This is a genomic window from Burkholderia sp. Tr-20355, assembly GCF_017104685.1.
Classification (GTDB): domain Bacteria; phylum Pseudomonadota; class Gammaproteobacteria; order Burkholderiales; family Burkholderiaceae; genus Burkholderia; species Burkholderia seminalis.
On the sequence record NZ_JAAGPK010000053.1, the window covers coordinates 1 to 14,258 of the forward strand.

A 14,258-nucleotide genomic window follows, 5' to 3' on the forward strand; every position below is an offset into this window, starting at 1 on the left:
GGCGGTGGCCGACGCCGGCGTGTCGGCAGGCGCCGGCGCCTGCGACCACGAGATCGAACGCTCGTCGCCGCCGAGCGCGACCTTCGTCGCGCCGGCGACCGGCGTGCTCTCGTAGGTGCGCGAGAAGCGCTCGACCGCGAGCAGCCCGAGGGCGTTCGACGTCGTCGTCTGCCATGCGCCCTGGCGCTGCAGCGCGAGCAGGCCGGCCGTCACCCGCGGCATCTCGTCCTTCCATGCCGGGTCGCCCGCGAATTCCAGCGCGAGACGCGCGGCGTTGGTCTCGTTGCTGGTCATCAGCCACCACAGGTCGTCGTCGCGCGCGGTCGAGAACACGAGCTGCGTGCCCTGGTAGGTCAGGCGCGCCCGCAGGATCTGTTCGACCTGCGCGCGTTTCTCGTCGCGCTGCGGGATGTCCTTCACGCGCGTCAGGATCGCGTGATAGTCGATCACCGCCGACGTCGGCCACTGGTTCGGCGCGATCTCGATCGAGCCGAGCATGCGGCCCTGCGCGGCGCCGAAGCGCGACAGCGCCTCGATCGCGGCGAGCTTGCGCAGGTCGCGATCCTGGCGCGGCGCCCACGCGTTGCGCTCGATGCGGCCGTCGACGAAGCGTGCAAGCCCGGCCTCGAGCTGCGTGCGCAGGTCTTCCGGCAGCGCGAAGCGCGGGTCGAGGCGGCTGGCTTCGTCCGACACCACGAGCAGGTACGACGACAACGTCGGGCTGCCGTGGTGCGAATCGTCGGACGACGGCGGGAAATAGCTCGCCAGCCCGTCACCGTCGAGGTAGACCGGCATGCGGGCGATCAGCGCCTGCCATTGCGCCGGGTCGCGCAGGCCGATCGCGCGCGACGTTTGTTGTTCGAGGCAACGGTACGGATAACGCTCGAACCAGCGCCGCACGCCGGGCAGGCCATCGGCGAGCTTAGACTGCAGCGAGACGGCGATGCCGCCGCGCGGCGAACCCTGCGCGTTGTTCACGGCGCCGGCCGGGGCCGACACGGGCACCGTCAGCGTGCCGTCGACCTGGGCGAGCGTGGCCTGCTGCACGGTCACCGGCAGGGCCGGCACGACCTTCTGCGCGACCGCCAGCGCGTCGGACGCGCGCTTGCCGCCTTGCTCGGCCGCCTCGATGCGCCAGTTCAGCGCACCGGCCGCATCGAGCGCCTGCTCGGGCACGGTGATGGTCCAGGCAACCTCGGTTGCCGTATTGGCCGCGAGCGACACGGTTTGCGGCGCGACGTCGAGACCCGTCACGCGCGGCGTCACGACGACCTGCATCGCGCGGTCGGTCGTGTTGCGCAGCGTGACCTGCGCGCGGAACGCGTCGCCTTCGCGCACGAGCGGCGGCAGGCCGGAGATCAACTGCAGATCCTGCGTGCTGCGGATCGACGTGCTGCCCGTGCCGAAACGGTCGGGGCCGACCGCCGCGATCGCGACGATCCGGAAGCGCGTGAGCGCGTCGTTCAGCGGCACCTCGACGGTCGCGCTGCCGCTTGCATCGAGCGTCACGCGCGGATTCCACAGCAGCAGCGTGTCGAACAGCTCGCGCGTCGGCGCGCTGCCGCCTCCGCCGCCGGCCGGCACGGCCTTGCGGCCGAAGTGGCGGCGGCCGACGATCTCCATCTGCGCGGTGGCCGTCTCGACGCCGTACGCGCGCCGGCGCAGCATCGCGTCGAGCAGGTCCCAGCTGTTGTTCGGCATCAGTTCGAGCAGCGCCTCGTCGACGGCCGCGACCGCGATCTGCGTGCCGGCCGGTGCAGGCTGGCCGTTCGGCAGCGTGACCTTCACGTGCGCCTGCGCCTTGCCGCGCACCGTGTAGCGCGTCGCGTCGGTCGTCACGGTCACGCCGAGGCGATGGACGCCCGTGCCGACCTTGATCTCGCCGAGACCATAGCGGAACGCGGGCTTCGACAGGTCGACGAACGCCGTCGGCGCTTCATAGTGGCGGCCTTCGCGCCAGAACGCGCGCGCCCATTCGACCGGCGCTTTCCAGCCCCACGTGAAGAACGAATACCACGGCACCTCGCGAATCCGGCCGCGCAGCGCGAGCACCGACACGTACACGTTCGGCCCCCACGAATCGCCGACCTTCAGGTCGACGGTCGGATTCTTGCCGTTCAGCTCGACGATGTGCGTTTCCATCACGCCGCCGCGTTCGACCGCGACGAGCGCCGTCGCATAGCGGAATGGCATCCGCACCTGGAAGCGGGCCGTTTCGCCTGGTTCGTACGACGTTTTCTCGGGGATCACGTCGATCCGGTCGGTGTTGTCGCCGCCGAACCAGAGTTCGTCCTCGCGCGTGACCCACACCGACGTCGACGCATTCGACGTGCGGCCGTCGCCGTCTTTCGCGACCGCGATCAGCTGCACGTTGCCGGCCTGTTCGAGCGTCGCGTCGCAGGCCATGCGGCCCTTGTCGTCGGTCTTGCCCGAGCACAGCACGCCGAGCTCGCGCGTGTCGCTCTTGTTGTCGTACGTATAGAAGCCGCCGACCATCCGCTTGCGCGACGAGGTCGTGATGTGCGCGACGCCCTTGATCTCGATCGGCACGGACGCACGCGGCTTGCCCTGCAAATCGACCGCCAGTGCCTGCACCGGCACGCGCTGGCCGACCGACACCCAGCGGCCGGCCTTGATGCCGGCCACCACCGCGGCCGGCCACAGGATCGTGTCGCCGCGGATCGTCTGCACTTCGCCGTTCGGATCGGCGAACGTCGCTTCCAGCGCGATGCGCTTCGGCGCGTCGACGTCGGGCAGACCCTTGAGCGTGACCGAGCCCGCGCCGTTGCGGTCGAGCGTCAGCGGCAGCTTGTCGGCGATCAGCTTCGTCGCGTCGGGATCGTGGTTCGACGAGGACGCGTTGTCGCCGTCCTGCGAATCGTCGTCGGCGTTGCCGTCGCTCGAGTCGGGACGGTACGGCGTGAAGCTGAAATCCTCGAAGCGATCGGCGAACGGCGGCGATGCCCATTTCATCAGCGCCGACACCTGCACGGGCAGGTTCGATGCGCCGCCGCCCGACACGTAGTCGATCTGCACCGCGAGCGGCGCTTCCTTCGCGGCGACGAGCGGGCTCTTCTGCGCGTCGCGCGCGCCGATCGAGCCTTTCAGCACCGGCAGGCGAAACGCCTCGACGCGGAAGCTGCCGCTGTAGTAGGTGGCGGTCGGTGCATCTTCCGGGCCGCCTTCGAGTTCGACGCTGTATTCGCCGAGCTTCGCGGCGGCCGGCAGCGTGAACTGCGTGTCCGCGCTATGGTCGGCCGCCCACGTGAGCGGCAGCTTGTACGTCTGGCCCGTGCCGAGATGGCGGATCGTCACGCGCGTCGGGGTTTGCGACGGGAACGCGAGACTCTGCAGCGTCTCGGTGCGGATGAAATGCTTCATCGACACGGTTTCACCGGCGCGCAGCAGCGTGCGGTCGAACACCGTATGCGCACGCACGGTCGGCGCGCTGTCGGTGTCGGTCGGCACGTTGAAGCGCCACGATTCGATCCCGCGGTTCCAGCCCGAGCTGACGAACGCCATGTCGGGGCCCGTTTTCGGATCGTTGACGCGCGCCGATACGAAGTAGTCGTCGAAGCGCTGCTCCGACGAGCTGCATGCGCGCTTCGGCTCGAACGGCCCGTCGATCTTCAGCAGGCCCTGCGCGTCGGTCGTGCCGGCCGCGATTTCGTCGCCGTTGCAGTCCGACACGCGGATCTGCGCGTTCGGCACCGGCTTGCCCTTGTCGAGCGTCGTGACCCAGACGAGATTGTTCTCGCGGCCCTGTTTGAGGTGCACGCCGAGGTTCGTCACGAGCACGGTGGTGCGCACGTACATGCTCGACGGCTTCGCGAGCAGCGAGCGGCCGAGCGCGGGCGACGCGAGTTCGAGCACGTAGAAGCCGGGCTTGTCGATCGGCACGCCGACCACTTCGAACGGGCGCAGCGTCTTCGGATCGGCCTGCGGCAGCGTCAGCGTTTGCGCGCCGGGCTCGCCCTCGAGCAGCGACAGCGAGCGCACGTCGATGCGGCGATTCTTCGGCGCGGGCTGTTTTTCGCCGGCTTCGAGCGGCACGTAGACGGGGTGCTGGCCCTTGCGGTCGAGCAGGCCGGGAATCTGGCTGTCGATCGAGCCGGCCGTCATCGACCAGTTGTCGAAGCGGTCGACGGTGCGCATCCACTGGCGAATCGCCGTATCGTTCTCGACCTTCAGGTTCGCGAATTGCGCGCCGCCCGCGTTGAGGCCCGCGATATGCAGGTCGGCCTCGACGTTGCGCAGCGTGACGGGCACGAGCGCGGGCGTGTCGGGTTCGGCGAAGCGCTCGACGATCCCGAACGTGCCCGACGAGAATTTCGCGAGCGGCGGCATCGGCGCGGTGCGTGTCGCCAGCGGGAACAGGTCGGCGTTGGACAGCGAGCGGTCGGTCACGTCGCGCAGGCCCGACGGCAGTTCGATCGTCAGGCCGGCCTGCGCGGGCAGCGGCGGGTTGAACGTGACGGTCGTCACTTCCTCGCTGTGGTCGTCGGCCGCGAAGGTCGGGCTCAGCGAGCCGTCGGGGCCGCGCAGCTTGATCGCTTCGGCGTTCTTGCGCGAGATCGGCGCATTGAACGACAGCGTGAGCGGGCGCAGCGGCGTGCAGGGCGCCTTCGCGTTCTCGCGTTCGCACGAGAAGCTCGCGGCGAACGGCGCGCGTACGGTGAAATCGAAGCGGCGTTCGGTTTCGTTCGCGATGCCGCTCGGGCTCGCGACGCCCTTGCCGTAGACGAGCTGCATCTTCGCGCTGGCCGGCAGCGCCTGCGAGCACGACAGCGTCAGCACGCGCGCGGCTTCCTTCTTGAACCCGAAATGATCGAGCAGCGCGTTGCGCGTATCGTCGTCGGCGGCCGTGACCGGAATGCGGTTGCCGATGCCCGCCGCTTCGCACCAGATGTTCGCGAGCGCCGAACGCGGCTCGGCCGGGCCGTTCAGCTTCAACACGAAAACCTGGTGTTCCTCGATTTCCCGCGAGCCGGGGCGCACCGACACCGGGAACGGGCCGCCCGTCTGGAACGTGAAGCGGCGCGGGCCGCTGGCTGCATTGCCGGCGACCGAGCGCAGCGTGTCGTTGAGCGCGACCGAGCAGCGCACGCCGGGCGGCAGGTCGTTTTCGAAGTCGTAAACCCAGGTCTTGTCGTCGAGCCAGTGACCCTGGCCGCGCGCGGCCGTCGAGTCGTTACAGGTCACGCGGGCGGGGTTCGGCGCGGAGGCCGAGCCGAACGCGACCATCGGTTCGTCGAACTTGACGACGCTCTGCCGGACTTCGGTGACGGTGCCTTGCGGCGACACGCTCACCGTGCGCGCCGCGCCCGCGTGCAGCGAAAGCGCCGCTGCGCCGCCGAGCGCCGCGACGGCGCCGATGCGCCAGAGCAGCCGGATGGTGCGGTCGGTTCGATCGGCTTTGTTGTGTTTGTCGTGCTGCTTCATCGCTCGATTGCCCTCGGAGGGAAGCTTTCTGTTTGATTGCACGCGATTCTAACCGACCGTCATGCGCGCGCATCGCGGCGCGCGGGGTGTCGCCGGCATGCGACACCGGGGTTGCGCGCCGCAGATTTGTCGCGCCGACGACACAAAAATGCATCGAAATTTCGATTGTCTCGGATTGCGGAACATTAAATGGACTATAAAAAGATTGTTCGATCCGATTTGTGCGCGTACATTTCAGGTCCGCGCCAATGTTTGAGAAATATCAAGCGTGGTTTTCCCGAATCCGGTGTTCGAGAGAAGGAAACATGCACAACGACAACACTCCCCACTCGCGTCGCGAAAGCGACGCAACCGCAAGCGGCATCACACGGCGTCAATGGCTGCAGGGCGCACTGGCGCTGACGGCGGCGGGCCTCACCGGCTCGCTGGCGTTGCGGGCCCTGGCCGACGATCCCGGCACAGCGCCGCTCGATACGTTCATGACGCTCTCGGAAGCATTGACCGGCAAGAAGGGGCTGAGCCGCGTGCTCGGCGAACGCTTCCTGCAGGCCTTGCAGAAGGGCTCGTTCAAGACGGCCGACAGCCTGCCGCAACTCGCCGGCGCACTTGCGTCCGGTTCGCTGAACCCCGATCAGGAAGCGCTCGCGCTGAAGATTCTTGAAGCGTGGTATCTCGGCATCGTCGACAACGTCGTGATTACCTACGAAGAAGCATTAATGTTCAGCGTCGTCTCCGATACGCTCGTGATTCCCTCGTATTGCCCCAACAAACCCGGCTTCTGGGCCGAAAAACCGATCGAGAGGCAAGCCTGATGGCCGATACCGATACGCAAAAAGCCGACGTCGTCGTCGTCGGATCGGGTGTCGCAGGCGCGATCGTTGCCCACCAGCTCGCGATGGCCGGCAAGTCCGTGATCCTGCTGGAAGCCGGCCCGCGCATGCCGCGCGGCGACATCGTCGAGCGCTTTCGCAACCAGGTCGACAAGACCGATTTCATGGCGCCGTACCCGTCGAGCGCATGGGCGCCGCATCCGGAATACGGCCCGCCGAACGACTACCTGATCCTGAAGGGCGAGCACAAGTTCAACTCGCAGTACATCCGTGCGGTGGGCGGCACAACGTGGCACTGGGCCGCGTCGGCGTGGCGCTTCATCCCGAACGACTTCAAGATGAAGACCGTGTACGGCGTCGGCCGCGACTGGCCGATCCAGTACGACGACCTCGAGCATTGGTACCAGCGCGCCGAGGAGGAACTCGGCGTGTGGGGCCCGGGCCCCGAGGAAGACCTGTACTCGCCGCGCAAGGCGCCGTACCCGATGCCGCCGCTGCCGTTGTCGTTCAACGAGCAGACGATCAAGAGCGCGCTCAACGGTTATGACCCGAAGTTCCACGTGGTGACCGAACCCGTCGCGCGCAACAGCCGCCCGTACGACGGCCGGCCCACTTGTTGCGGGAACAACAACTGCATGCCGATCTGCCCGATCGGCGCGATGTACAACGGCATCGTGCACGTCGAGAAGGCCGAGCAGGCCGGCGCGAAGCTGATCGACAGCGCGGTCGTCTACAAGCTCGAGACCGGGCCGGACAAGCGCATCGTCGCCGCGATCTACAAGGACAAGACGGGGGCCGACCATCGCGTCGAGGGCAAGTACTTCGTCGTGGCCGCGAACGGCATCGAGACGCCGAAGATCCTGCTGATGTCCGCGAACCGCGATTTCCCGAACGGCGTCGCGAACAGCTCCGACATGGTCGGCCGCAACCTGATGGACCATCCGGGCACCGGCGTGTCGTTCTACGCGAACGAGAAGCTGTGGCCGGGCCGCGGCCCGCAGGAGATGACGTCGCTGATCGGGTTCCGCGACGGCCCGTTCCGCGCGACCGAAGCCGCGAAGAAGATCCACCTGTCGAACATGTCGCGCATCAACCAGGAGACGCAGAAGATCTTCAAGGCCGGCAAGCTGATGAAGCCCGCGGAACTCGACGCGCAGATCCGCGACCGCTCCGCGCGCTACGTGCAGTTCGACTGTTTCCACGAAATCCTGCCGCAGCCCGAGAACCGCATCGTGCCGAGCAAGACGGCCACCGACGCGATCGGCATCCCGCGCCCCGAGATCACGTACGCGATCGACGATTACGTGAAGCGCGGCGCCGTACACACGCGCGAGGTCTACGCGACGGCCGCGAAGGTGCTGGGCGGCACCGAAGTCGTCTTCAACGACGAGTTCGCGCCGAACAACCACATCACGGGCGCGACGATCATGGGCGCGGATGCACGCGACTCGGTCGTCGACAAGGACTGCCGCACGTTCGACCATCCGAACCTGTTCATCTCGAGCAGCTCGACGATGCCGACCGTCGGTACGGTAAACGTGACGCTGACGATCGCGGCGCTTGCGCTGCGGATGTCGGACACGCTGAAGAAGGAAGTCTGACCGTGCGGAAATCTACTCTCACCTTCCTCCTTGCCGGCTGCCTCGCGTTGCCGGGTTTCGCACGCGCGGCCGACTCGGCCGATCCGGCGCAGGTCAAGCGCGGCGAATACCTCGCGATCGCGGGCGACTGCATGGCGTGCCACACCGCGAAGGGCGGCAAGCCGTTCGCGGGCGGTCTCGGCATGCCGGTGCCGATGCTCGGCAAGATCTATACGAGCAACATCACGCCCGATCCGGATACCGGCATCGGCAACTGGACGTTCGACGACTTCGAGCGCGCGGTGCGCCACGGCGTCTCGAAGAACGGCGACAACCTGTACCCGGCGATGCCGTACGTGTCGTACGCGAAGATCAACGACGACGACGTGCAGGCGCTGTATGCGTACTTCATGCACGGCGTCGAGCCGGTCAAGCAGGCGCCGCCGAAGAACGAGATTCCCGCGCTGCTGAGCATGCGCTGGCCGTTGAAGGTCTGGAACTGGCTGTTCCTGAAGGACGGCGTGTACCAGCCGAAGCCGGCGCAGAGCGCCGAATGGAACCGCGGTGCGTATCTGGTGCAGGGCCTCGCGCACTGCAGCACGTGCCATACGCCGCGCGGCATCGCGATGCAGGAGAAATCGCTCGACGAAACCGGCGGCAGCTTCCTGTCGGGTTCGGTACTCGCAGGCTGGGACGGCTACAACATCACGTCCGACCCGAACGCGGGGATCGGCGGATGGACGCAGCAGCAGCTCGTCCAGTACCTGCGCACCGGCAGCGTGCCGGGCCTCGCGCAGGCGGCCGGCCCGATGGCCGAGGCGATCGAGCACAGCTTCTCGAAGATGACGGAAGCGGACATCGGCGCGATCTCGACGTACATCCGCACGGTGCCGGCGGTGGCCAGCGGCGACGCGAAGCAGTCGCGCTCGTCGTGGGGCAAGCCGGCCGAGGACGGGCTGAAGCTGCGCGGCGTCGCGCTCGCGTCGTCGGGCATCGATCCGGCGCGGCTGTACCTCGGCAACTGCGCGACGTGCCACCAGATGCAGGGCAAGGGCACGCCGGACGGTTATTACCCGCCGCTGTTCCACAACTCGACGGTCGGCGCGCCGAATCCGACCAACCTCGTGCAGGTGATCCTGAACGGCGTGCAGCGCAAGGCCGGCAGCGAGGATGTCGGGATGCCGGCATTCCGTCACGAGCTGTCGGACGCGCAGATCGCCGCGCTGACGAACTACCTGACCGGGCAGTTCGGCAATCCGGCCGCGAAGGTGACCGAGCAGGACGTCGCGAAGCTGCGCTGACGCGGCGCGCGGCGAAGCAGGGCAACAATAGACAAGAGGAGGCGCACAGCACATCGGGCGGGCCCGATGCCGGTTGTTGCAGAGCGGGGCGGGCGGCGCAGGCGGCCGCCCGTCCTGGATCGTTGGCAATCCGGTGCGCGTAGACCGTGCATCGCTTTCGTTGATCGAGACCATGACACCGAATCAACCGTTTCTCGCGTCCCAGCGCGATGTGCTGCTGCTGTTGTCCCGAATCCTGCTCGTGATCCTGTTCGTGATGTTCGGCTGGAAGAAGATCGTCGACTTCTCCGGTACGATCGCGTTCATGGGTTCGGAGGGCGCGCCCGCGCCGATCGTGTCCGCGGCGATCTCCGTCGTGATGGAGCTGTTCGCCGGCATCGCGATCCTGGTCGGCTTCCAGACGCGCCCGCTCGCGCTGCTGCTGGCGCTCTATACGATCGGCACCGGCATCATCGGCCACCACTACTGGACGATGACGGGCGGCGAGCAGATCAACAACATGATTCATTTCTACAAGAACATCGCGATCGCGGGCGGCTTGCTTGCACTGTGCGCAGCGGGCCCCGGTCGATATTCGATCGATCGCGGATAAACGGACCCTGGGCGCGCGCATGGGGCGCGCGCGGGAAGGTCGAGACTCCGAGGGGGCATCATTTTGCGACTTAAACATTTCGCATGGCTGATCGCGGCCGCCACACCGGCGGCCGCCTTTGCACAGACGAGCGTGACGCTGTACGGCCGGATCGACGGCGGTATCGAATACCTGAATCACATCGCGACGCCGAACGGAAGCAAGTCGCGCTGGAGCGCGGAAGGCGGCGACTGGGGCACCAGCATGTTCGGCCTGAAGGGCGTCGAGGATCTCGGCGGCGGGCTGTCGACGGTCTTCAACCTGGAAACCGCGTTCCAGGTGATGAACGGCACGACGGGCGGCGGTCGCATGTGGTCCCGCCGCGCGTATGTCGGGCTGAAGAGCAACACGTGGGGCCAACTGCAGGCCGGCCGCAACCTGTTCATCGACAGCGACGGCGTGTGGGAATTCGACCCGTTCGTTCAGCAGGCGTTTTCGTCGGCGTCGCTCGTGCGTGGCCGCAACTGGCAGCAGAGCAGCAACAACATCGAATATCACAGCCCGGTGATCGGCGGCTTCGACGTGCAGGCGCAGTATGCGTTCGGCAACCAGTCGCGCGGCTTCAACTACGGCGCGGCCGACGATTTCGGCCGCTCGGACGGGATCATGATCTCGTACCATTCGCCGGTGCTCGACGTACGCGGCATCTACGACGAACTGCGCGACAACAACGGCAAGTTCAGCAACATCTTCACCGCGTCGCGCGAGTATTTCGTCGGCGCGAACGTGAAGGTGCAGAAGTTCAAGATCCAGGGCGCGTATACGCACTACCAGGCGCCAGACAGCCCGGCCGGCGTGGCCGATCGCGCCGATCACTACTGGCTCGGCGCGACCTATGCGGCGAATCCGCAATGGGCCGTGACGGCCGGCGGCTATTACGTGAAGGTGGGCGACGGCGGCAGCGACGCATCGCACGATCCGTCGGGGCACGCGATGATGTACGTGCTCGGCACCACGTACAACCTGTCGAAGCGCACGTTCCTGTACGGCACGGTCGCGTATGTGCGCAACGGCGGGAATTCGAACTTCTCGTTGCTCGCGACGCCGCGCGATGCGACGTCGGGCACGAGCCCGCTGGCGGGCGAGTCGCAGACGGGGGCGTATGTGGGGATGATGCATACGTTCTAAGCGGGCAACGGCAGATACGTAAAAGGCACGGGTGGTCGCACTCGTGCCTTTTTTGCGTTTACGGCGACTGCGAAGATGATTGCGGCGAGCATATTGGTGTCGACGCGGAATTCGAATGCATCTTGCGAGCCGGGACGGCTGTTATATCGCTGCCGTACATCGAGCGGCCATCGGTTCGCTCATAGCGTATGGCGTACCTGAGTAGTGCGCTGCCGGTGATGCGCACTCGATGGATTCACACTCCGAAACGTTTACGGTCCGGAAATCCGAAGCAGACAACGGATCCGCGATTGGTCGCTATCAACTGATATCGCCACTATTCGATCCGTTCGGCCGACAGCACGGACGTGTCCATGAAGATCGTGCACAGGCGACCATTACCGCACGAAAACCGAGGCTGGCGCCCGTACGGCATGCCATGTCCATCTTCATCCCGGCAATCACGACTTTGCCGACGCTGCCGAATGCAGCTGCTCGACCAGTCGCGAGCCGATGCTTCCCGCGACATTGCCGCAATCGAAAGCAGGATGTAAGTTGTGCGGGATTCATTCCGGCGCGTTGCGACGCTGAATGGGAAAGCATCATCAGCGTACGACGGGACGGATCACGATTGGATGCGATGAATGCCGATTCGGTCCGATTCAGTGGTTTGAATCGCGCCGGTGCCCGAAGGTTCTCACCAGTGGTGGCAATTCCGGGCCTTTTCCTCTTTTGACGAGATAGCAATCAGCTCGTGGCGTTGCCCGGCGGTCGTTTCTGTTACTACATGGTACGGGGTAGCCTGATGGTTTCCGATTTGCTGAACAAGGCGCTGCGCGCGCAATACACGCAACACGGACGGATTGTCCGTCTTGACACGCCGCTTGGCGAGGACCGGTTGATTCCGCTCTATGTCCGGGGGCGTGCGTGCTTGGGGCGAGACTTCGAATTCACGATCGATGCAACCTCGACCCGGCTCGAATTGATTCAGGCCAAGGCCCTGATTCGGCAATCCGTGACGCTGTGGATTCGGCAGACGGACGGCAGCGAAATGCCGATTCACGGTTATGTGACTGCGTTCAGTCGCTTGGGCGCGGACGGTGCCAACACCTACTACCAGCTTCGGTTCAATTCGTTCCTCGCGCTGCTTCGGCTGGGCAGCGACCGTCGGGACTGGGTCGAGGCGCCCGCACAGCAAACCGTGTCCGACGTGCTCGCAAAGTATCCGCAGGCATCCGGTAACGTGACCTGGCAATTGCGTCGAGCGCTACGTTCGTATTCTCAGCGCATGCAATGGGAATCCGACTGGAACTACGTCCACCGCACGTTTGAGGAACTCGGCCTGTTTCCGCGCTTCGACATTGCACCGGACGGAAAGTCGCATCGGGTCGTCATCATGGACGACCTTTTTTCAGTTCCCGAATTGAAGCGCAGGACCATCTCGTTTAGCGGTTCGGTGCAGGACGAGGAATTCGACGGCCTGAGCGAATGGATCGATTCGCAAGAAATCCAGTCCGCCGAACTCGACACGGGCACGTTCGATTACAAGCGTCCGGATCTTTCCAAACACGTCACGATGCCCGCATTCGATCTCGACGATGTTCCAGGCTTGGGCGAGCAATACGAATACACGGGGTCGCACACGTGGTCGGATCGCGACATGGGCGAGGCTCAAGCGAACTTTATCGCCGAGGAATGGCGCTCACGCGCTCAGCGCTTCTACGGAGTGGGTGCACTGCGTTGCGCATGGCCGGGTCGCTATGGTCTGCTGACCGGGCACCCGGTGCACGATGCGCAGTTGGAACAGGATCGCGAGATGGCGATTCTTTCCGTGAGCTGGCTCATCCAGAATAACGTGCCGGGGCTGGAAAACCTGATGCGCTTTCGCAAGAGCGTGCGCGCGGAGGTCGAGCAAGTGCGTACGAATGGTGCAGGTTCGGTGGTGCGCCATACCGACGGTGGCGTTGGATTTTTCCACGTCGAAATCGAAGCGCAGCGGCGTCGCGTCGCGTTTCGCAGTCCGTTCGAACACAAGAGGCCCGTCATGCAGCTTCAGACCGGCATTGTCGGCGGACCGGGCAGCGAGGAAATCCATACGGATGCGATGTTGCGAGCGAAGGTTCGATTGACATCCGATCGACTCAATGACGGCGACCAGAACGTCTCGGCGTGGATACGCGCGGCGATGCCCGATGCGGGCCACAAGCGCGGCGGCATGTTTCCGCTGCGCAAGAACGACGAAGTCCTGATCGGCTTCGTTAACGGTGATTGCGATCGCCCCGTGATTCTGTCGAGAATGCACGGTGGCGAAAGCATGCCGGAATGGCACACGCACGGGCTGACCTCGGGCTTGCTGTCGCGCGAATACGGCGGCGAAGGTTATAACCAGCTGATGATGGACGACGCCAGCGGGCAGAACCGCGTGCACTTGTATTCGACGAGTTACAGCTCGCATTTGCACCTGGGCTACCTGATCCAGCATTCGGGCAACACGCGCGGTGCATTCATCGGACAGGGCTTCGACCTCAAGTCATTGGGCTACGGTGCGGTGCGGGCCGAACAAGGGCTCTATGTGTCGACGCAACCGGCAGCCACGCAACCGATGCGTGCGGCGGCGGCATCCGAACAGCTTACTCGCGCCGAAGCGATGCTGGCGACGACGTCGCAGGCGAGCCAGACGAATCGGGCGCAGAGTCAGCAAGACGGCCACGATGCACTGAAAACTTTCACGGACGCAACGCGGCACCCGGTGGCTGGCACGATCAAGGGGGGGCGCACGGCAGGCGGTGGCACGGGCAACGCGAACGGCTTCGCGAAGCCGATCATGCTGCTGTCGAGTCCGGAAGGCATTGCCGTATCGACACAAGGGTCGGCACACGTTACGGCAAACAAGCAAGCCAATGTGGTTGCCGGCGAGAACATCAACCTCGCGGCCGGGCGAGCATTGCTCGCCAGTGTGCTGGAGCGAATCAGCCTCTTTGCGGAAAAACTCGGTGTCAAGATCTACGCGGGGAGCGGGCCGATAGACCTTCAGGCGCAGAACGATTCGATGAGCTTGGCCGCATCGCAAGACGTGAAAATTACGGCGGGCAAGAGGATGTATCTGTCGGCTGACGAAATCTGGATCGGCGCAAATGGTTCGTACATCAAACTGACGGCGAACATGATCGAGAACGCAACCTCCGGCCAGATTGTAGAAAAGTGTGCGGATTGGGAGAAAGCGGGAGCGGCAAGCGGCGCGCTGCGAAACCCGCTGCATTCGTCGCCGGTATCGGCCGACGGCGGTCGTTTCACCGTGTTCTCCGGTTAAACCGCGCGGCGGGATCGTTCCAATACAAAAAATCCTGAAACCGAATCCGAGTCGGGA

7 protein-coding genes are annotated in these 14,258 nt (G+C 65.4%); 6 read left to right on the forward strand and 1 reads right to left on the reverse strand.

Features of this window, described 5'->3' with window-relative positions; genetic code table 11:
- On the reverse strand, nucleotides 1-5,442 hold a 5,442-nt coding region (locus G3N62_RS16315), incomplete at its 3' end, for an MG2 domain-containing protein (RefSeq protein ID WP_206141258.1).
- Nucleotides 5,443-5,747: 305 nt separating this feature from the next.
- On the opposite strand from G3N62_RS16315, the gene G3N62_RS16320 reads away from it, so the two are divergent.
- From G3N62_RS16320 to G3N62_RS16345, 6 genes are all read left to right on the forward strand, one after another.
- Nucleotides 5,748-6,254 (forward strand): sugar dehydrogenase complex small subunit, encoded by a 507-nt coding sequence (locus G3N62_RS16320; RefSeq protein WP_049028374.1) that lies wholly within the window; start codon nucleotides 5,748-5,750, stop codon nucleotides 6,252-6,254.
- Entirely contained in the window at nucleotides 6,254-7,873 is a 1,620-nt protein-coding gene (locus tag G3N62_RS16325; protein WP_034187894.1) for a GMC family oxidoreductase, read from the forward strand. Before G3N62_RS16320 ends, G3N62_RS16325 begins: the two co-directional genes overlap by 1 nt.
- 2 nt (nucleotides 7,874-7,875) lie before the next feature.
- Nucleotides 7,876-9,153: a cytochrome c gene (locus G3N62_RS16330; protein ID WP_034187893.1), complete on the forward strand. Its 1,278-nt coding sequence runs from the start codon at nucleotides 7,876-7,878 to the stop codon at nucleotides 9,151-9,153.
- A 172-nt stretch (nucleotides 9,154-9,325) separates the two neighbouring features.
- Complete coding sequence (locus G3N62_RS16335; protein ID WP_034187892.1) at nucleotides 9,326-9,745, forward strand: DoxX family protein; 420 nt, start codon at nucleotides 9,326-9,328, stop codon at nucleotides 9,743-9,745.
- A 63-nt stretch (nucleotides 9,746-9,808) separates the two neighbouring features.
- Nucleotides 9,809-10,912: a porin gene (locus tag G3N62_RS16340; protein ID WP_034187891.1), complete on the forward strand. Its 1,104-nt coding sequence runs from the start codon at nucleotides 9,809-9,811 to the stop codon at nucleotides 10,910-10,912.
- Between the two features lie 784 nt (nucleotides 10,913-11,696).
- Nucleotides 11,697-14,201: a type VI secretion system Vgr family protein gene (locus tag G3N62_RS16345; protein ID WP_124669905.1), complete on the forward strand. Its 2,505-nt coding sequence runs from the start codon at nucleotides 11,697-11,699 to the stop codon at nucleotides 14,199-14,201.
- The last annotated feature ends 57 nt before the right edge of the window (nucleotides 14,202-14,258 follow it).

Bases quoted from the DNA above. Each gene is read 5' to 3' on its own strand.
- G3N62_RS16335 (WP_034187892.1), top strand. From the start codon at position 9,326: ATGACACCGAATCAACCGTTTCTCGCGTCCCAGCGCGATGTGCTGCTG.
- G3N62_RS16320 (WP_049028374.1), top strand. From the start codon at position 5,748: ATGCACAACGACAACACTCCCCACTCGCGTCGCGAAAGCGACGCAACC.
- G3N62_RS16325 (WP_034187894.1), top strand. From the start codon at position 6,254: ATGGCCGATACCGATACGCAAAAAGCCGACGTCGTCGTCGTCGGATCG.
- G3N62_RS16345 (WP_124669905.1), top strand. From the start codon at position 11,697: ATGGTTTCCGATTTGCTGAACAAGGCGCTGCGCGCGCAATACACGCAA.